The following is a 20,832-nucleotide window of genomic DNA, read 5'->3' as shown; positions in this document are numbered from 1 at the left end:
TTTTTTCAAAGGAGATACAGGTGGGAAAGACAATTTTACTCGTTGACGACGAGGTAGAAATCACAGATATTCATCAACGCTATCTGGTTCAGGCAGGGTATCAGGTTTTGGTGGCTCATGATGGAGTAGAGGCCTTGGAAATCTTCAAGCGAAAAGTGATTGATTTGATTATTACAGATATCATGATGCCTCGGATGGATGGTTATGATTTGATTAGTGAAGTTCAGTATCAATCTCCAGATCAGCCTTTTCTCTTTATTACGGCTAAGACAAGCGAGCAGGACAAGATTTATGGTCTGAGCTTGGGGGCAGATGACTTTATTGCCAAGCCCTTTAGCCCTCGTGAGCTGGTTTTGCGTGTCCACAATATCTTACGTCGCCTTCATCGTGGAGGTGAGACAGAGGTCGTCAGTCTCGGAGATTTACGGATGAATCACGGTAGCCATGAGGTCCAAGTCGGAGATGTGGCGCTTGATTTGACAGTCAAATCCTTCGAACTCCTATGGCTTTTAGCTAGTAATCCAGAGCGGGTTTTCTCTAAGACAGACCTCTATGAAAAGGTCTGGCAAGAAGACTATGTGGATGATACCAATACCTTGAATGTTCATATTCATGCTCTTCGACAGGAGTTGGCTAAACATGCCAGTGTAGAAACGCCTACTATCAAAACCGTCTGGGGGTTGGGCTACAAAATTGAGAAAGCACGAGGTAGTTAATGAAATTAAAAAGTTATATTTTAGTGGGGTATGTCATTTCAACACTCCTAACGATTATCGTGGTTTTTTGGGCTGTTCAAAAAATGCTGATTGAGAAAAGCGAGATTTACTTTCTGCTTGGAATGACCATCGTTGCCAGCCTTGTCGGTGCTGGGATTAGTCTCTTTCTCCTATCGCCTGTCTTTACATCATTGGCCAAACTTAAGGAACATGCCAAGCGGGTAGCAGACAAGGATTTTCCTTCAAATCTAGAGGTTCAAGGCCCTGTAGAATTTCAACAATTAGGCCAAGCTTTCAATGAAATGTCCCATGATTTGCAGGCGACCTTTGATTCATTAGAAGAAAGCGAACGAGAAAAGGGATTAATGATTGCTCAGCTATCGCATGATATCAAGACCCCCATCACTTCGATCCAAGCGACGGTAGAAGGGATTTTGGATGGGGTTATCAAGGAAGGAGAACAGGACCATTATCTAGCAACCATTGGGCGTCAGACTGAAAGACTCAATAAACTGGTTGAGGAGTTGAATTTTTTGACCCTAAACACAGCTAGAAATCAGGTAGAGACTACCAGCAAAGACAGCATTTTTCTGGATCAGCTTTTGATTGAGTGCATGAGTGAATTTCAGTTCTTGATTGAGCAGGAGGAGCGAGATGTCCACTTGCAGGTGATCCCAGAGTCTGCCCGGATTGAGGGAGATTATGCCAAACTTTCTCGCATCTTGGTGAATCTGGTCAATAACGCTTTTAAATACTCAGCTCCAGGAACCAAGCTGGAGGTGGTAGCTAAGCTGGAGAAAAACCAGCTTTCAATCAGTGTGACCGATGAGGGGCAGGGAATTGCCCCAGAGGACTTGGAGAATATTTTCAAACGCCTTTATCGTGTAGAAACTTCGCGTAACATGAAAACAGGTGGTCATGGCTTAGGACTTGCGATTGCGCGTGAATTGGCCCATCAATTGGGTGGGGAAATTACAGTCAGCAGCCAGTACGGTCTAGGAAGCACCTTTACCCTCCTTCTCAATCTCTCTGGTAGTGAAAATAAAGCTTAACCCCCCTTTACAAATCCAGCTTTTCCTGTTGCAATAGCCTTTGTGTGAAATTGCAACAGGAAAGCATGAAGCTCGTCAACAGGTTACTTGTCTTATGACAAGTAACCTTAGCTGTTTAGGCGAAGGGCATCTGCACGAATCAGGGCTTCCTAAGTGACTATTTCCACCGAAATATTATTTATATCAGGAGGACATTCACATGTCACGTTATACAGGACCATCTTAGAAACAAGCTCGTCGCCTTGCCCTTTCACTTACAAGTACAGGTAAAGAATTGGCACGTCGTAACTGCGTACCAGGACAACACGGACCAAACAACCGTTCTAAATTGTCAGAATACGGTTTGCAATTGGCTGAAAAACAGAAACTTCGTTTCACTTACGGTGTAGCTGAAAAACAATTCCGTAACTTGTTCGTACAAGCTACAAAAATCAAAGGCGGAATCCTAGGTTTCAACTTCATGCTTCTTTTGGAACGTCGTTTGGATAACGTTGTTTACCGTCTCGGCCTTGCGATTACTCGTCGTTAAGCTCGTTAATTCGTAAACCACGGTCACATCCTTGTTGACGGAAAACGCGTTGATATCCCATCATACCGCGTAACTCTAGGTCAAGTGATCCCAGTTCGTGAAAAATCATTGAAAGTTCCAGCAATCCTTGAAGCAGTAGAAGCTACTCTTGTACGTCCAGCACTCGTATCATTAGTCGCTGAGAATTTGGAAGGTTCATTGACCCGCTTGCCAAAACGCGACGAAATCAACCCAGAAATCAACGAAGCACTTGTCGTTGACTTCTACAACAAAAAGCACTTTAGGTATTTTTCCTAGAGTGCTTTGTTTCTTTTTACTACCCTTTTAGTTACTTATGACTAAATTTTGTATAGTAAGAGGGTGTACCTTTTTGGGTTCAGCCTTATTTGTACTGACCCCAAAAAGTTAGACAATTAATTTACACAAAGGAGTTAGTTCTGTATTGCATAGGACTAATTCTTTTTAGTTTGTACCTTAATGCGTTTGTTGTTGTAATAATCAATATAGTCTACAATAGCTTATTCCAATTGCTCAAGTGACTGAAATGTCGTCTCATAACCGTAAAACATTTCGGACTTAAGAATGCCAAAGAAAGATTCCATTATGCCATTATCCGGGCTACTACCCTTACATGACATAAATGGCTGGATTCCTTTATCCTCTAAAAAATGATGATAGAAGACGAAACCATCATTAGGAAGAACTTATGAGACCTATTAAGAATACCACAGAGTTAGAGACCCTGACATCATTACCTCTCTTGTTTTTGAAAAAGATATCTACATCGAGGTTCAAGCAAAACTGGAATACCAACACTACTGCATCTTAAAAAGCTTCGTTTCCAGTGTAAAATTGTAGACTAGTCACGGTGACTGAGACATCAATCGTTGATAAAGACCACCAAATTTCAAATCTAGTCCGACAAAAGGTGCAGTTTATCACGATGGATATGTCTGGAGCCTATATCCCACTAGCTCGTAGACTTTTCCCAAACGCCGAAATCATTATTGATCATTTACACATCATCCAACACCTCGGTAGAGCTTTTTAAAAGACAAGAATTACCATTATGAACCAGTTTGATAAGAAGTCACTACCCTATCGAGCCTTGAAAAAGCACTGGCGACTCTTCCAAAAGGACAGCCGTAAGTTATCTCTCACTCTTTTTATTCAAAGACATTCGGCCAAACCTTAAGTCCACATGAAGTCCTTGAGAAGACACTGAATTTCTCAGAAGAACTCGCTAATTATTCTAACCTCTATCAACTTTAGGAAGCATGTTTTCATCACTCTGAACATTCAAAAAGAGAAGACCTATATGGTCCTCCCTAGATGTTAGCTTTTCGTCACCTACTACAGTTGACAAAGAGCCGTTCTTACCAGAAAATCTAATTCAAATTAGTCTTCTTTTTTCTTGCGAGCAACAAGTCCAAATCCACTCAAGACACCTAAAAGTCCAAATGCTGCTAGGCTAGCATTGTCTTCTGTACCAGTGTTTGGAAGTTCAGCTTGTCCTTTAGCTTCTGATGATGCTACTGGAGCTTGTGGTGCTTCACCATTTACTGGTGCTGATGGCATCGTTGGCGTTGCTGGGGCAGCTGGTTTAGCTGGAGAGTTTGGATCCATTGGTTTTTCTGGCGTGTTTGGAGTTCCTGGGTTTTGACCTGGGTTTTGACCTGGGTTTTGACCTGGGTTTTGACCTGGAGTTTCAGGAGTTCCTGGTTTCACAGAACCTTTAGGTTTGAACACGTGTAGTACATTTCCTGTTTCTGGATCTACAATTGTTTTAACTAATTCGTATCCTGATACTGTTCCTGCAGGGTTATCACCTTTAGCAAGCGGTCTAACTGGTTTACCATTTTCATCAACCCATACTGTTACTATTCCTTTAGAAGCTGGTTTGAAGATGTGTGTTACTTTTCCTGTTTCTGGATCTTTAACAGTTCCTACTAATTCATAGTTTGGTACTTTTCCTGCTTCTTCTGTTCCTGGTTTAGTTGGACGGATTACATTTCCTTGTGTATCAACCCACTCAGTTACTTTGTTGACAACTGGTGTAGGAGTAAATATGTGGATTACATCACCAGTTTCTGGGTTTGTAACTGTTCTTACTAGTTTGTAGTTAGGTACACTTCCAGCTTCTTCTTTTCCTGGTGCAGTTGGTTTTAATGGTTTACCATTTACATCTACCCATACTGTAGAAGGTTTGTCAGGTGTTGTTGGTTTGAAGATGTGTGTTACTTTTCCTGTTTCTGGGTTTGTAACTGTTCCTACTAATTCATAGTTTGGTACTTTCCCTGGTACTTTTGATCCATCTTCTTGTGGACGGATTACTTTTCCTTCTGTATCAACCCACTCAGTTACCTTGTTGACAACTGGTGTAGGAGTGAACACGTGGATTACATTTCCAGTTGTTGGATCTACAGTTGTACCTACAAGTTTATAGTTTGGTACTTTTCCTGCTTCTTCTGTTCCTGGTTTAGCTGGTTTTAATGGTTTACCATTTACATCTACCCATACTGTAGTTTTTTCTTCTTTTGTTACTGGTTTGAAGATGTGTGTTACTTTTCCTGTTTGTGGGTTTGTAACTGTTCCTACTAGTTCGTAGTTAGGAGTTTTTCCTGCTGGGTATGTTCCTGGTGTTACAGGTTTGATTGGGTTTCCTTTTTCGTCTACCCACTCAGTTGTTTTACCTTCTTCGATAGATTTCTTAACTTTTTCAGCTTCTTTCTTAGCTTCTTCCTTCGCTTTTTCTTTTTGCTCTGGTGTTAAGTTTGGATCTTTATCGATGTTTTTGATTTTCTCTTCAAGTTCTTTTTCTACAGATTTTTTCGCTTTCTCTTTATCTTCTGGAGATGGTGTATAAGGTTTTTCTTCATCTCCATTAGATGGATTTGTTGGGTTGTCTGTAGATGGAGTTCCGTTCTCAACTCCTTTTTTACCATTTTCTTTAGCTTTTTCTACTTCTTCTTTAGAAGGTGCTTTATCAATTGCTTTCTTAGCTTCTTCCGCTGTTTTCTTAGCTTCTTCCTTCGCTTTTTCTTTTTGCTCTGGTGTTAGGCTTGGATCTTCATCGATTTTCTTAACTTTATTTTCTAAAGTTTTGTCAATCTCTTCTTTAGCTTTAGCTTTTTCTTCTGGTGAAGGTGTAGTTGGGTTATCTTTACCATCTTCTGATGGATTTGATGGAGTTGGAACTTCTTTTTCAAGTTCTTTCTTACCATTTTCTTTAGCTTTTTCTACTTCTTCTTTAGAAGGGGCTTTATCAATTGCTTTCTTAGCTTCTTCTGCATCTTTCTTAGCTTGTTCTTTAGCTTTTTCTTTTTGCTCTGGTGTTAAGCTTGGATCTTCATCAATTTTCTTAACTTTGTTTTCTAGAGCTTTGTCGATTGCTTCTTTAGCTTTTGGTTTCTCTTCTGGAGTTACAGGAGTTTTCTCTACATCTTCTTTACCTTTTGTAGTAACTTTTTCTACATCTTCAGGAGTCTTAGCTTCTTTTAATGTTTTCTTAGCTTCTTCTGCTTTTTTCTTAGCTTCTTCAAGAGCTTTTTCTTTCTCTTCGTTTGTTAACTCAGGATTTTCTTTGATCTTGCTTTCTTTTTCAGATAAAGCTTTGTCGATTGCTTTGTTAGCTTCTTCTTTAACATCTTTATAAACGTAAGTTACTTCTGTAGTTCCTTCTGTTACTTTACCGTTCTCATCACCTTTAGTTGAAGTTGGTACTAATACGTATAGTTTTCCATCTTTAGTAGTGATTGTTGCCGGTTTGTTGTCAGTTGTGTCATATGCTGAGCTTACTGATCCGTCTGTAGTATCTTTAACATCTTCTGCGATTGTGTTACCCGCTTCGTCAGTGTAGTGAACTACCACGTTTCCTTTAACTTCTTTGTACACATATGTTACTTCTGTAGTTTTACCTGCTTCAACACTTCCGTTTTCGTTACCTTTAGTTGATGCTGGTACTAGTTCGAATACTTTTCCTTCTGCAGTTGTGATACGAGTTGGTTTCATGTCGTTATCAGTAGTATCGTATTTAGCTCCTGGTTTACCATCTTTTGTATCAACAGCATCTGTTTGAAGTGTGTTTCCAGCTTCGTCTACGTAGTGAACTACTACGTTTCCTGCTTTTTCATATACATAAGTGATTTCTGTAGTTCCTTCTACAACAGCACCGTTTTCTGGTTTAGAATCTTCTTTAAGTTCTTTAGCTGTTAAGTAGTAAACTTGTCCATCTTTTTCTAGTTTAGCTGGTTTGTTGTCAGTTGTGTCATATTTCTCACTTAGTGATCCATTTTCTACATCTTTAGTATCTGCAGCTAATGTGTTTCCTTCTGTATCAACGTAGTGAACTACTACATTTCCAGTGATTTCTTTGTACACATAAGTTACTTCTGTTGTTTCTCCAGCTTTAACTTTACCTGTTTCATCACCTTTAGTTGATTGAGGGATTAATTCGTATACTTTTCCTTCTGGAGTAGTGATACGGTTTGGTTTCATGTCGTTATCAGCAGTGTTGTAGTCTGAGTTTGGTTTACCGTCTTTTGTATCAACAGCATCCACTTGGATAGTGTTACCTTTCTCATCAGTGTAGTGAACGACTACTTGTCCTGCTTTTTCGTAAACGTAAGTTACTTCAGTTTTACCTTCTACTACGTCTCCGTTTTCTGGTTTAGAATCATCTTTAAGAGCTTTAGCTGTTAAGTAGTAAACAGTTCCGTCTTTTTCGATTTTCTCTGGTTTGTTGTCAGTTGTGTCATATTTAGCGTTTAGAGAAGCACCTTTCGTATCTTCTTTATCTTCCGCAATTACGTTTCCTTCTGTATCAACGTAATGAACGACTACATCACCAGTTACTTCTTTATAAACGTAGGTTACTTCTTTAGTTTCTCCCGCAACAACTTTACCAGTTTCATCACCTTTAGTTGCTGTTGGTACTAGTTCGTAAACTTTTCCATCTGCAGTAGTAATACGAGTTGGTTTCATTCCGTTATCAGAAGTATCGTAGTCTGATCCTGGTTTTCCATCTACAGTGTCTTTTGCACCTGAAGCTACGTTAGCACCAGCCGCGTCTACACCTACTAATGGAGTTCCGTCTTCTGTTTGATAGTTAACTACTACTTGTCCTGCTTTTTCGTAAACGTAAGTTACTGTAGTTGTTCCTTCAACGACATCTCCAGTAGCTGGTTTAGAATCATCTTTAAGTTCTTTAGCTGTTAAGTAATATTTAACACCATCTTTAGTGATTTCATCTTTTTTGTGGTCAGCTGTATCGTATTTAACATTTAGAGAAGCATCTGTTTCGTCTGTTTCGTCATCAGCAAGTGTGTTCCCTTCAGTATCTTCGTACTTAACAACTACATTACCTTTAACTTCTTTATAAACGTATGTTACTTCTTTAGTTGTTCCTGATTCTACAGTACCTGTTTCATCACCTTTAGTTGATTCTGGAACTAATTCGTATACTTTTCCTTCTGCTGTTGTAATACGAGTTGGTTTCATTCCGTTGTCTGCAGTGTTGTATTCAGAACCTGGTTTTCCATTATCAGTGTCTTTTGCACCTGAAGCAATATCTTTACCATCAGCAGTTCCTGTTAATGGAGTTCCGTCTTCTGTTTGGTAATTAACGATTACTGATCCAGCTTTTTCATAAACGTAAGTTACATCAGTTTTACCTTCTACTACGTTTCCTGTTTCTGGTTTAGAACCATCTTTAAGTCCAGCTTTTGTAATGTAGTATACAGTTCCGTCTTCTGCAGTGATTTTTTCTGGTTTGTTATCAACAGCAGTGTCATATTTTTCGCTTAGAGATGCACCTTTAAGGTCATCTTTGTCAGCTGCGATTGTGTTACCTTCTGTGTCAACATAGTGAACTACTACATCTCCAGTAACTTCTTTATAAACATAAGTTACTTCTTTAGTTTCTCCAGCTACTACTGTACCTGTTTCATCACCTTTAGTTGCTGTTGGTACTAATTCGTATACTTTTCCTTCTGCTGTTGTGATACGGTTTGGTTTCATTCCGTTATCAGAAGTGTCGTATGCTGATCCTGGTCTTCCGTCTACAGTGTCTTTAGCACCTGACGCTACGTTAGCACCTGCTGCATCTACACCTACTATTGGAGTTCCGTCTTCTGTTTGGTAGTTAACGACTACTTGTCCAGCTTTTTCGTAAACATAAGTTACTTCTGTAGTACCTTCTACTACATCTCCAGTTTCTTTAGAACCGTCTTTAAGTGCTTTAGCTGTTAGGTAGTATTTAACACCATCTTTAGTGATTTCGTCTTTTTTGTGGTCTGTTGTATCGTATTTAACGTTTAGAGAAGCATCTGTTTCGTCTTTTTCGCTTTCAGCGATTACGTTACCTTCAGTATCTTCATACTTAACAACAACGTTACCTTTTACTTCTTTATAAACGTATGTCACTTCTACAGTATCTCCAGCTACTACTTTACCAGTTTCATTACCGATTGTAGAAGCAGGTACTAATTCGTATACTTTTCCTTCTGCAGTTTTAATACGGTTTGGTTTCATTCCGTTGTCTGCAGTGTTGTAGTCAGTTCCTGGTTTACCATCTGTTGTATCGTTATTAGTTTCAGGTACATTATTTCCTTCTGGATCTGTTCCAGATATTGGGTTACCTTCTTGATCTGTATAGTGAACTATTACTGATCCTGCTTTTTCATAAACGTAAGTTACTGTAGTTGTTCCTTCAACAACATCTCCAGTAGCTGGTTTAGAATCATCTTTAAGCTCTTTAGCTGTTAAATAATATTTAACACCATCTTTAGTGATTTCAGCTTTTTTGTGGTCTGCTGTATCGTATTTAACATTTAGAGAAGCATCTGTTTCATCTTGTTCGTCATCAGCAAGTGTGTTACCTTCAGTATCTTCATACTTAACAACTACGTTACCTTTAACCTCTTTATAAACGTATGTTACTTCTTTAGTTTCTCCAGCTACTACTGTACCTTCTTCTTCACCTTCAGTTAAATCTTGTACTAGTTCGTAGACTTTTCCTTCTGCAGTTTTAATACGAGTTGGTTTCATTCCGTTATCTGCAGTGTTATAAGCTGTTCCTGGTTTACCGTTATCAACATCTTTAGCACCTGATTCTACAGTTTTGCTTTCGTCACCAACTACTGTACCTGTAAGAGCTGTTCCATCTTCAGTTTTGTAGTTAACGATTACTGATCCAGCTTTTTCATAGATGTAAGTTACTTTTGTAACACCTTCTACTACTGTTCCTGTTTCAGCTGGAGCGTCTTTTTCTTCATCATTTACAGCTGTTTTTGTAGCATCAGCTTTAAGGTAGTAAACATTACCATTTGCATCTGTAAGTTTTTCTGGTTTTTCATCTGCGTTCTCTTTAGTATTGTACGCTATGTTTTTAGGTGCTTTAGTACTGCTTACGATTACTTCTTGACCATCTGCGTTTACATAGTACTTCTCAGTTACTACTTCAGCTACTGTTTCAGCAGTATCAGTATAAGGAGTTTTTAATTCTGTTCCGTCTTCTGTTTGGTAGTTAACAACTACAGAACCTTTTTTCTCGATTTCACGAGTTTTTTCTTCTGCATAAGTGTAAGTGATTGTTGTCGTACCACTTGCTAAACGATATGCACGAAGTGGAGTGATTTCATCACGGTAAGTGTATGTTTCAACTTCCGCATCAGGAGAAGTAAGATTAAGAGTAAAATCACCCTTTCCACCATCTATAGCACTTGTTCCTGACTCAGAAACCCCTGAATAATCCACAGTTACATCTGATGTCGGTCTTCCTTTAGCATCAACTTGATCTCCATTATCAACTGCTATTGCGGATTCTACACCAGTTTTTGCTTCTAGCCCCACAACAAAATATCGTTTAAAGTTAAGCATGTTATCTTCTAATCCTTTTTCTTGAAGATAAGCAAGATACCCTTTTACAACAGTTTTGTTTCTTTCACCTTCTAAAGTATCTGGCGCAGCTTTAAATTTTTGAACCATTTCATATGTTCTATCTAGACTTGCACCCTGCCCCTCTCCATGAGGGTCATTGGCGTCATCAGCTACATTGTCCTTAGGCGATAAAGGTATCATAGCAGTTAATTGAGGAATATCGTTACTAACAGTTACATACGTGTTTTTCTCAAGAACGAAAACATAGTCTCCTTCCTTGATTCCTCCATCAGCTGTTACATTCGCTGAATTGAAGTTTTTCGCTGCCGCTTCCCCAGACTTGAAGGCTTCAATCATTTTATCATCAGAAGTGATTGCACCTGAGTCAGCTTGTACATATTTACCATATGTTCCTTTGCCAGTTTGTTCAACGATCCAAGCTTTCCCACCAGCTTTTACAGTATCATAAGTAATTTTTCCTTCTGCATTACTTAATCCTTCTGGAGTCAATTTCGCAGTTACATCACCTAGAGTTGTGTCAGAGTAAACACCTCCACCATCTCCAGTAGTTTCAACTTTAGGTTCTCCGATTAAGTGGTAAGTTTTCCCGTCTTTTTCAATCGTTTCTTTCTTACCATTTTCTTTAGCGTTGTCTAGATCGCTATCTTGTGCATCGCCACCTGTTGTTTCTTTGAAAACTTCTCCTGATTTACCATATACATCGTATTTTGTTTCGATCGTTTTATCAGCACCAGAATCTTGGTTTTTGTTTTCTTCTAATACAGCATTACCTTCAGCAGTTACATATTTGTAATCTACTTTTCCAGTTTTAGTGATTGTATTTGTTCCATCTTCAGTTGGAGCAGTTGAAAAATTTCTACCTTCATCTGGATTCTCAATATTAGCTGTTTCTACAACTACTGAACCCTTATCATTTGAAATCGTTGTTGTGTTGTCGCTGTTTTCTGTCATCGCTGCTTCTGCAATCTGGGTTTGTCCTGCCATTGCAAGGGCTACACCGACAATCAGACCGACTGTACCGATTTTGACGGAGTCTGAACGGCCGTCTTTAAACTTACGAATGGAAAATTTTTCTTTTTTATTTATAAACATCCTTAATATCCTTTACTATTATTTTTGTATGATTTTCAAAATTCTTCATATTGGTCTAACAACTTGGTTGATAAACTTGAAATCCCTACGTTTCCATTTTAATATTTTAAAGCTATTTATACAAGAAAATTAACTACTTTTTGATAATTCAAACTATAGTTTTTTACTATAGTTATGTATTAAAAAAATCCATACAGACATATGGATTTACATATTAAAAAATATACGTTTATGCTACCAGCCAATTGAAACCTTTTCAAACTGACAACCCAATCGGCGCAATTCTTTTTGCCTGTCCTCATAGTAGGGGAGGGAGATGCCTGTAATGGTCACATGAGGCAGATCTTGCAAGTGGAGACTGACTGATGAGGTAAAATGATAGACCTGAACAAACTCGTATTCTTGAAAGAGCTGGGCAAGGACATCTTCAAAGATTAGCTCCGTCTCCAAGTAAGTTACGTTTGGGATAGTGAAGGTTTCCTTGGGATGGGGAATATAGAAGTCAATGGCCAAGGCTTTGGCATAGGTACTGATAAAGCGGATAGAGATTTGGTCGTCCTCTTCAGAGAACTTTTGTCCCAGCAGAACCTTGACTGTCTTGCCATTTGAAACGGGTGCCTGGGGCAGGTCAAAAAAATGCTCCAGATAAACCAGCTTTTCTCTCGCTACGACATGGTAGTCACTGCGATAGAGGGTATAGTGCTTTTCCGTCCGCTCAATCAAGTCATCTCTGGTCAAACCCAAAGAGCCGACCTGACTTGGTTGGAGAGGCCAAGCATACATACCCAAGGGGTAAATATCCGCATAGCCATCATCGAAACTCATGAGGTGCTGGTAGGTCGAACCAGCAACCAAGTCCAGAATCAGGCTATTGTCAAAACTAGCATAAAAGATGGTGTCATAATCTCCGGCTAGCTCCTGACAGATCAAAGACAAATCCTCTGCCGTTTGAGGATAGTAAACATGGTCAAAATCCTTAGCATAATACTCCTGTCGGGCATTTTTGACAGGACTGACATAGAGGCTAACAAATTCCTGATCTGGATAGAGTCCCTTGATATGCTGGGCAATCTTAGCCTGCAAGGGCGTTGTGGCAATGATGAGGTGTTTCATCTCTTTGATTCTCCTAGGCGGTGATGTTCTAGCAAGGTTTCAACGACTTCAAAATCCAGGGCATCGTCGATATCATAAGAATAGAGTTTGGGCATTTCATAGGCTACTGTCTTATCTGTGTAAAAGGTCTCATCTCGTAGGTAACGGTCCTTGCGAGAAATCCAGATACTACCGTTGGGATAGAAATAGACAGGCTCTTTCTGCCTAGCGTAGTGCTTGGACACCTGAGGCGGACGGATAAAAGCTGACTCCTCCAGTTGCAAGAAAAGGCTACGACTCTTGTCTGCCTTCACACAGGAAATCAGATGGTCGGCTCCAGACTGACAGTAGAGTTGATAGGACTCGATGAGATGCTCTACCTCTCTCAAAGGTGAGGTCACCTGTAGATTCACAAAGACCTGCTCTTCCTCAAAGGGCTGCAAAAAGTCTCGTAAGGTCTCTAGACTAGAGGTTGTCGCCAAGGCCAATTCTTTTGGTCTATGGACACAGCGAATCTCTGGATAGGCTTGCTGACAGAGTTCTAGATAGGCTAGTGAGTCTGAGGAAACCCAGATGTCACTAAATAGCTTGGAGGCTAGAGCGACTTCTATAGTATAGAAAACCAAGGGTTTACCTGCAAGCGATTTGATATTTTTATCCACTAAACCGCGCGAACCTGAACGGATCAAAATGACGGCTATGGGTTTAGATGTTGCTTTCATATAATCTTCCTAGAAGTGAGATGAAAAGGGCAGATAGGGTGGTGATGATGCTATTTAACCAAGGATTTGGATTGGCAAAAAGACCACTGTAATGATAGAGGACCAAAGCTCCCAGACTAAAGACCAGATAGATTTTAGCCAGTTGTAAACTCGGTCTTTTTAGGAGTAAGACCAAAAGGTACAATCCACCTATTACACCTAGCGTCAAGCCCATAAAGCCATTAATCCACTCATAGATGGAGTAGATTTCCGCATTCATGAGTAATAAGCAGAGAAGCCAGGATAGGCCTGCTATGACAAAGGATAGGATACTTGGCGACCAGCGAATCTTTGACCAAGCAAAATCCATCTTCAAGCAGGTCACGATTGCATTCATACTGGATGAAACCGTGGATTGGCCCGCTGCCAAGAGAGCCAGCATGATGAAACTTCCAAACCAAGGTGCTAGCCCTTCCCGAGCGTAGGCAATGAGAACGGGATTGGTCGATGTGGTGGCAAAATTTTCCTGACGAATCAATAGGCCAATCAGATACAGTAAACTAGCAATCCCAAAGGACAAGAGTCCCTGAAGCCATAAGATTTTTCCAATCTTATGACGCCCCATTTTGCTGTTAAAACGTTGGACGATATCCTGTGAAGAAACGTAGGAAAACAAGCTACTAAAACCTGCTCCTACAACTAAGATTAAGACCGTCTGCCCATCTAACGTCTCTGCAAAGTGAGATAGCTGTAGACTGCTGTTTACGACTAGACCAGATTGAGCAATTCTTGGTAGAAAGAGGGCCAATATAGCCAGCAGGACCAAGCCTTGAAAGAAATCTGTCCACAAGACAACCAAGAGACCGCCCCTTGCTAAATAATAGACCGTCAAGAGAAGGAGTAAAGCTGACAAGACCAGCTGATTGATCGGAATAAAGGGCTCTAAGGCCTGAGACAACAAATAGGTCACAACTGCTATTCGCCCCAACTGGTAGAGGATAAAAAGACCCGAGGCCAGTGAGCGAATACCAGACGATTGAAACTTGTCTTCTAAAAGATGATAAGCTGTTTCGTAGTTTCCCTTTTGATAGAGGGGTAAAAAGTAACGGTGGGCGAGGGGAATGGCTAGAAAGATGCCACACTGTGCAAACCAGAGATAGGACCTGCCTGTATAGGCATTCCCCACCAGAGTCAGAAAGGAAATAGGACTGAGTAAGGTCGCAAAGACCGAGAAGGCCAAAACTGTCACAGGAACAGCTTTCTTAACCTGATAGTAGTCCTCTTCGCTCCCTTTTTTCCGATAGGCTATCCAGGAAATCAAGCAGAAATAAAGCGATAGGGTGACTAAAATTCCCAACATCTTAGAATTTCCTATCTAGTAGTTCGCGGTAGCTTTGAGCCACCGTTCCTAGTGAATAGTGAGCCGCTAGGGCGATATTTTCTGCATTGGACTGGCGATAGTCTGCCTGCTCCATCTCTTCTATCATTTGAATCAATTGTGCCTTATTTCTGAAAAGGCGGATGGCATCTGACTGTTCGGCATAGAAACGATGGGCAATCTCCACATCTGATAACAAGGCAAGCAAACCTTGATTGAGGGCTTCGACGCAGGCGTTGGCAAATAATTCTGTAAAACTAGCAGACAGGTAGCACTGGTGGAGGTGGTAAGGAACCTCATTGACAATGCCTTTGAACTGAATGGTTGGTGGCAGATCGTAGCGATTACGCAGTTCCTCCAGACGTTCCTCTGTTCCACCATAAAAGGTAATTTGGGCCTTGGAGCCACGTTTGTAGAGTTCGATAAAGGCTTCAATGACAAACTCAACGTTCTTACCTTCTCCCATGTGACCGACCAAGCAATAGTCTAGCACAGGTCCCACTTCTTTGATTTGACCGGGATCTTCTGTAAACATAGGTGGCAGGAATCTTGTCTGATAACCTTCTTTGGCCAAGCTCTCTGTCAACTTCTCACTGGCAACCAGGTATTTATTTGCCTTGCGCAGATTGGCGAGACGTAAGTCTCGCATGATGTTTTCATGGACGACTTCATAGTAATTTTTGTCCGTGTTTTCCATGTAACGCCAAAGGCTGGGTTTGGGAACGATTTGTTGGTCACGAATGAAGAGGTCGGTTTGCTGGGCCCATCTAGCTAGAAACTTAACCAGCAAGTCCTCCTCGGAACAAATTTCTCCCTCGATACGGTAGATATACTCTGGATAAAAAATCGTTACAGGAGAGGGTTCTTTGAAAGGATCGAGAAAGCGTCCTTCAAGAGCCAGTTCTCCATTTTCGTGATACCAACGCAACTCCTTTTCTTTAAAATCTTCAAACAAGAAAGGACCCTTTGTATAGTAATATTTACCCGAACCATCTCCTAGGGTAACAGAGGCCACAAAGCCGTCCTCATTGAGCTCAACCTGATCTCCCTCTGCTAGAGTTAGGCTTTCTGGTCTCACTGTCAAATCCGCATGGCCCATATCTGAAAAGAAATGAGGAACACAGAGCAGTTCCTTTTCTAAAAATCCTAACTTAATCAAGTCTTTCTTCCAATCAGGACGAAGCTGAGGACTCGATACCAGGTGGACATATTCCAAACCCAGATGTCGTGCTATACGTGCTCGATAGACCTGAGTAGCCTCAAAACCATAGCGACGGATTTCCTTAGCTGGATGGATGGTGATAATTCTCGACATGATATGCATTCTTTCTCTACTATTTTCTGCTTACAAATGAAAAACCACCCTCACAAAAATGTGAGGGTAGTTAATCCGTTACAATGCTTGAGGATTTCCTAGCAAGTTCCCCCTCAAAAGGACTTTATGCTATTCTATCACAAAGATCGACCATCTGCAAGATAGACTAATTTAGAGATGATAGCTTGGGGGAGTCTTCTGAATAGCTCAATAATTGTCTAGAATCTCTTTATTGGTCAAGTGCATACGAAAAGCAGAGCGACAAAATCGCTTATCGCTGAGTTTACGGCTATCCTGTTGTATGAGCTTCCAATAACGCTCGATAACTTTGTATTCATGAGGTTTTCGATTAAACTGGTTCATTATTTGAACGTGCATACGACTCATAGCACGGCTAAGATGTTGGAATAAAAACAGTTCAGTGAACTGTTTCAGCCTGAACCTAGAAATATGAAAGAGAAGCTGTTTTAGCTAAGTCATAGTAAGTGCTGAACAGATTCATAGTGATGATATTAAATTTGTCAAAATCTTGAGCAATATTTTGATTGATGATACAAGGAATTTGGTGATTTTTCTTGACGATAGATGTCTCAGCGACCACCATTATCAAAAAACACGGTGCTCTCCTAGCTAAAGAAAGACTTCTCGGTATCCAATTTACGAGCAACAAAATCCTGCTGTTCTTTTTTGAATTGGGCTTGATAAATCCAAACCAAGAGACCAATCGACTGCATGATGGTGAAACAGAGAGTTGTCAAAACCTCACCGTAGAAGCCTTTTTGAAGGGCAAGCACAAGATAAATGACGGAATTGACCAAACCAAAGAGATAGTTACTGGCACGACCTTCAGCTTCTCAAAGAGCAGAAAAAAGGTTAGTAAGGCTTGAGAGATGAATCATTTTAAAGGCAAACAATTCCAACAAGACGTCATCATTGTCGCTGTTGGTTATTACCTACGTTACAATCTGAGCTATCGTGAAGTTCAGGAATTGCTTTATGACCGTGGAATAAATGTTTGTCACACTACGATTTATCGGTGGGTTCAAGAATACAGTAAAATCCTCTATCATCTCTGGAAAAAGAAAAATAAACAGTCCTTCTATTCGTGGAAAATGGATGAGACCTATATCAAAATTAAGGGGCGTTGGCATTATCTCTATCGAGCGATTGATGCGGACGGTTTAACATTGGATATCTGGTTATGAAAGAAATGAGATACTCAGGCGGCGTATGCTTTCTTAAAGCGACTCCATAAACAATTTGGACAACCGAGAGTTATCGTAACAGATAAAGCACCCTCTATAGGATCTGCATTTAGAAAGTTACAGAGAAACGGATTATACACCAAAACTGAGCATCGAACTGTGAAGTATCTGAACAATTTAATAGAACAAGATCATAGGCCAATTAAGCGACGGAATAAATTTTAACGAAGTCTCCGGACTGCCTCATCCACGATTAAGGGGATGGAGACCATTCGAGGAATATATAAAAAGAACCGAAGAAATGGTATATGATTATGACCGTGAAACAAAGTAAAATCAAACCGAGTGATCTGAGGAAGCACCCGATGATCATAAAACGTTATTAAACACAAAAGTCACCCATGTGAGTTCTTGCCAGAAGCTGAAGTTAATCCTTCAACCTGGAAAACCCGCAGAGGTGACTTTTTCTATACATCTCGATTTTTCTGGCAATAATCATTAACCGATAAATATGTCTGTGAATCACCCAGCGACTCCGCTATGTCCATAATCCGCGGTGGTAGTAATCCCACTCGCTGGACAAGTTCGTGATTGCTGAACAATTCCCGTGGACTGCCGGCAAAGCCAAACTTCCCGTGTTCCATAACATACACCGACTCAAACTCGGCAGCGACCCAATCCATGTCATGGGTGATGGTCACAACTTGGTGGCCCGAATCAGCCAACTGATGGAAAATTGCGGTCAACTTGCGCCGGCTTTCCCAATCAAGCGACATCATCGGCTCATCAAATAAATAAATCGCCGGATCCACTGCCAAAACTGTGGCAACGCTCAACAGCTTGCGTTCCGACAATGACAGGTCATATGGACTTTCAGCTGTTTTATCATCCAAGCCAACTCTTTTTAGAGCCGCTAAAGCCCGCCTCGTAATCGTGTCGTGGTCATCCATGACCTGCGCGACACTCCACTCCACCTCTCGTTGAACGGTCGGGTTGAAAAGCTGATCGTCAGGATTCTGAAAAGTAATCCCAACCTTCAGTAACTTTTCGACTGGTTTAAGATCATTAAAATTTTCTCCATCGATTTTAATCACACCGGTTTGTGGTGTCAGCAAGCCCGTCAACAATTTGAAGAGCGTTGATTTGCCGGCACCATTTTGGCCGACAATCGCCACCATCGGATCGGCGAAGTGTTTGTCTTCAACCTCCAAGCTAAAGGACCGTTCCGGATAAGTGAACGTTAGGTGGTTCAGTTCAATTGTGGGCATAACGAACCTCCTTCAAATCAGCGTCATTCACCGGATACCGGCCATCAGCCAAGTGCCAATCCATTTTTTGAGCAAGTTGCTGGATTGTCGGGGCTGGAATCTGCCAGTCAGCTGCCAAATGATTAAACACCTCACCCGGCCTACCCTGGGCTACCATTTGACCCTCGTGCAGCACCCACACAACGTCGGCGACTTCGCACAAATCGTCAATTTCACTAGTGACAATGAAGACAGTCGTCTCTTTGACTTGGGCCAGCCATTGGAAAAATTGTCGGCGGCCAAGGGGATCCATCTGACTGGTCGGATCATCCATAATCAAAACAGCCGGGTTAGCCGCAATCGCCGTGGCAATTGCCAACCGCTGGCTCTGACCACCGGAAAGGCTCTCGGGACTCAAATTCAGCTGTTCAATCAGCCCCATTTGCGTGGCAACTTCTTCAACCCGTTTTTGAATCAGTCCTTCATCCATTCCCTGATTAATCAAGTCAAAGGCGATTTCATCGGCAACCGTGTCTGCCAACCCGCTTAGTTGGCCAGCTGGATTTTGCAGTACAACTCCATTCATGGCATTATAAACGGGCCAATTGTCGGACACTCGCTGGCCAAATATGTGCCAGTCGCCCTCAATCTCAGCAGACACAATTTTGGGAATGACCCCTGCCAGCACACGGCACAAAGTCGATTTGCCGGAGTGGCTATTCCCGATAATTCCAACCACCTGGCCGGTATGAACCTCCGCGTTAATCTGACGCAGTTGTGGTTGCTCAGTACCCGGATAACGGGTGGTCAAATTTTCAATTACAATACGTTTATCTTCGTCCATATCTTCCACCCAATCAATAAAATTGCCAATCCAGTCAGACCAATGTGCAGCGTCCGCGACAGGCGATACACGCGCTGGGAGGTTCTGACAGTCCGGTTGAGATTATCAAAACCTCTCAGTTGGAGAGAAATCGACCGCGCCATCGATTGATCCAAGGTCTTAATCACCAATGGAATTAGAACCGGCAGGACTGACTTTAATTTCTGAATCAACGTTTTTTGCGGATTGGTTCCGCGAACTTTTTGTGCCTGCTGGATTTTCCGCATATTGCGCATCATTTCCGGCAAAATATAACACACCGACATCAGAACGTAGACGGTTTTATAAGACAATCCGGACAGTTCCAAATAGGCCGCGTTTTCTGAAATACTCGTGGTCACCATAAAAAAGCCACTGGTCAAAATAATCACCAATACTCGACAACCCAGAGTGGTGGCGTAAATCAAGCCTTCTTTGTAGAACGACACTCCAAGCACAGAAAACAGCACAGTTTGATTTCGACTGTAAAATAACCCTTGGATGATCAGCATGGTGCAAATCAGAAACAGGCTGAATCCCAGCGCCTTAAAGATGGTAGAACTCAATTTGGAAAATAACAATAGCAGTGTTGCGACAAGAATTAATCCGACCTGAAGTAATAAATTCATACTGGCAAAGCTCAACAACGTCATGTCCAAGATGAACAAGAGCTTAGTAATCGGATCGATCATCTGGTACCACTTGAGCTTGACCCGTGGCGCTCCAGAAATCAATGTTTGATCAGTCATCATTTATCATCCATAAAGAAGTGCACCATCCGCTTCGGCAGCTGACGATAGATGAAGAATGCCAGGTAGGCCACGCAGACTTTATCCAAAATATCCAAGACAAACTCATCGATAAATGAGGCCAGCCACACTGGTGCATGATTAGCGACCATTACCGCAAACAATGAGTCACCCCAAGCGATACCGGTCTGACCACCCCAAAAGATGACATTGAGTGGCGTTGAAATGGCAGCTGAAACGAAGGCAATAATAATAGCAGAAACAAATACTCGTCGCGCAGACGAGAACCACCCATTGGCGTGCAAAACTCCGACAGCAATCCCAATTCCGATGCTGGTAACCGCATACACGGTTGAAATTGGCGATAAGGTCATCCCATAAATCACGTTGTTGATGAAACCACTGATGGCACCGGCAACCGGCCCAGCCAACATGCTGGCAAGAAAGGTTCCCAAAGACCCCAGCCAAACGGGCAACTTTAACCCCTCCGCCAAGGCTTTGGCAACATAGTTAATCCCCACGGCAGCGGGAATCAAAGTCATGGTGGCAGCACTTAACTTAAATTTCCACATACTGGTACGATGAATCGATTCTGTTTTCATAATTTTCTCCTTTGGTTTTATTAAATCAAAAATCATAGATCTTGGACAGCAGATGCGAAGATTACACAGATAATCCCTGCACCTAAGCTACGATGTGCAAAAAGGTCAGACCAGATAGCTTTTAGGCTACCTTCAAACCCCAGCTTCTTCATCCCAGCAACCATGCGATAGTAACCACCTACCATCTCAGAAAGCGTCAAATTAATCTTTGCAATTCTCTGTTGGAAATAATTATTCATTTCGTCTCCTTTTGTTTTTAAAGAGCCGTGTCAGGAATGACTTTCGGACGCAACGCTCTATAGAATAGTTATTAGAACCATCTAGTCACTTCACCATACCAACCGTAGTCGACATGAGTTAATATAGTAAAATTACTATTTTTTCAAAGTTCAT

The 20,832-nt window shown here is 41.3% G+C and carries 12 protein-coding genes and 6 pseudogenes; 5 read left to right on the top strand and 13 right to left on the bottom strand.

What is annotated here, in order from left to right; all coding sequences use genetic code 11:
• The first annotated feature begins 20 nt into the window (after positions 1-20).
• From RDY04_RS07880 to rpsD, 3 genes and pseudogenes are all read left to right on the top strand, one after another.
• On the top strand, positions 21-716 hold the full coding sequence (locus RDY04_RS07880; RefSeq protein ID WP_303953466.1) for a response regulator transcription factor: 696 nt from the start codon (positions 21-23) through the stop codon (positions 714-716).
• Positions 716-1,768 carry a HAMP domain-containing sensor histidine kinase gene (locus tag RDY04_RS07875; protein ID WP_295495645.1) on the top strand — a complete coding sequence of 351 codons (1,053 nt, stop codon included), beginning with the start codon at positions 716-718 and terminating at the stop codon, positions 1,766-1,768. The genes RDY04_RS07880 and RDY04_RS07875 overlap by 1 nt, the downstream gene beginning before the upstream one ends.
• Positions 1,769-1,967: 199 nt before the next feature.
• Positions 1,968-2,594, top strand: a pseudogene (rpsD, locus tag RDY04_RS07870) (30S ribosomal protein S4).
• A 121-nt stretch (positions 2,595-2,715) separates the two neighbouring features.
• Here rpsD and RDY04_RS07865 read toward each other — a convergent pair.
• A pseudogene (locus RDY04_RS07865) lies at positions 2,716-2,974 on the bottom strand (transposase); the annotation flags it as partial.
• A gap of 29 nt (positions 2,975-3,003) precedes the next feature.
• Between RDY04_RS07865 and RDY04_RS07860 the strand changes: the two are divergent.
• Positions 3,004-3,566: pseudogene (locus tag RDY04_RS07860) on the top strand (transposase); the annotation flags it as partial.
• A 129-nt stretch (positions 3,567-3,695) separates the two neighbouring features.
• Here RDY04_RS07860 and RDY04_RS07855 read toward each other — a convergent pair.
• From RDY04_RS07855 to pnuC, 7 genes and pseudogenes are all read right to left on the bottom strand, one after another.
• Positions 3,696-11,288, bottom strand: a complete 7,593-nt coding sequence (locus tag RDY04_RS07855; RefSeq protein ID WP_303953462.1) for a MucBP domain-containing protein — start codon at positions 11,286-11,288, stop codon at positions 3,696-3,698.
• Positions 11,289-11,522: 234 nt separating this feature from the next.
• Complete coding sequence (locus RDY04_RS07850; RefSeq protein ID WP_303953459.1) at positions 11,523-12,401, bottom strand: glycosyltransferase family 52; 879 nt, start codon at positions 12,399-12,401, stop codon at positions 11,523-11,525.
• Positions 12,398-13,102, bottom strand: coding sequence for a cytidylyltransferase domain-containing protein (locus tag RDY04_RS07845; RefSeq protein WP_303953457.1), 705 nt, complete (start codon positions 13,100-13,102; stop codon positions 12,398-12,400). The genes RDY04_RS07850 and RDY04_RS07845 overlap by 4 nt, the downstream gene beginning before the upstream one ends.
• Complete coding sequence (locus RDY04_RS07840) at positions 13,086-14,441, bottom strand: sodium:solute symporter (protein ID WP_303953454.1); 1,356 nt, start codon at positions 14,439-14,441, stop codon at positions 13,086-13,088. The genes RDY04_RS07845 and RDY04_RS07840 overlap by 17 nt, the downstream gene beginning before the upstream one ends.
• A 1-nt stretch (position 14,442) precedes the next feature.
• Positions 14,443-15,774: a glycosyltransferase gene (locus RDY04_RS07835; protein ID WP_303953451.1), complete on the bottom strand. Its 1,332-nt coding sequence runs from the start codon at positions 15,772-15,774 to the stop codon at positions 14,443-14,445.
• Positions 15,775-15,967: 193 nt separating this feature from the next.
• Positions 15,968-16,285: pseudogene (locus tag RDY04_RS07830) on the bottom strand (ISL3 family transposase); the annotation flags it as partial.
• A 139-nt stretch (positions 16,286-16,424) separates the two neighbouring features.
• A pseudogene (gene pnuC / locus RDY04_RS07825) lies at positions 16,425-16,625 on the bottom strand (nicotinamide riboside transporter PnuC); the annotation flags it as partial.
• A gap of 39 nt (positions 16,626-16,664) precedes the next feature.
• On the opposite strand from pnuC, the pseudogene RDY04_RS07820 reads away from it, so the two are divergent.
• Positions 16,665-17,291 (top strand): annotated as a pseudogene (locus RDY04_RS07820) (IS6 family transposase).
• A 155-nt stretch (positions 17,292-17,446) separates the two neighbouring features.
• On the opposite strand, the gene RDY04_RS07815 reads toward RDY04_RS07820, so the two are convergent.
• From RDY04_RS07815 to RDY04_RS07795, 5 genes are read right to left on the bottom strand one after another with little or no spacing between them, the layout of a single operon-like run.
• Positions 17,447-18,247: an energy-coupling factor ABC transporter ATP-binding protein gene (locus RDY04_RS07815; RefSeq protein WP_303953448.1), complete on the bottom strand. Its 801-nt coding sequence runs from the start codon at positions 18,245-18,247 to the stop codon at positions 17,447-17,449.
• Entirely contained in the window at positions 18,234-19,070 is an 837-nt protein-coding gene (locus tag RDY04_RS07810; RefSeq protein WP_303953446.1) for an ABC transporter ATP-binding protein, read from the bottom strand. The genes RDY04_RS07815 and RDY04_RS07810 overlap by 14 nt, the downstream gene beginning before the upstream one ends.
• A complete protein-coding gene (locus RDY04_RS07805; protein WP_303953486.1) occupies positions 19,046-19,837 on the bottom strand; it encodes an energy-coupling factor transporter transmembrane component T in 792 nt (263 codons plus the stop codon). The genes RDY04_RS07810 and RDY04_RS07805 overlap by 25 nt, the downstream gene beginning before the upstream one ends.
• Positions 19,837-20,439, bottom strand: a complete 603-nt coding sequence (locus RDY04_RS07800; RefSeq protein ID WP_303953443.1) for an ECF transporter S component — start codon at positions 20,437-20,439, stop codon at positions 19,837-19,839. The genes RDY04_RS07805 and RDY04_RS07800 overlap by 1 nt, the downstream gene beginning before the upstream one ends.
• A 32-nt stretch (positions 20,440-20,471) precedes the next feature.
• Positions 20,472-20,678: a hypothetical protein gene (locus tag RDY04_RS07795; RefSeq protein ID WP_374110372.1), complete on the bottom strand. Its 207-nt coding sequence runs from the start codon at positions 20,676-20,678 to the stop codon at positions 20,472-20,474.
• Positions 20,679-20,832 lie beyond the last annotated feature (154 nt).

This window comes from uncultured Streptococcus sp., assembly GCF_902463925.1.
Classification (GTDB): domain Bacteria; phylum Bacillota; class Bacilli; order Lactobacillales; family Streptococcaceae; genus Streptococcus.
The sequence above is the reverse complement of the archived record's forward strand: the minus strand, read 5'-3'. Positions and strand labels throughout refer to the sequence as shown.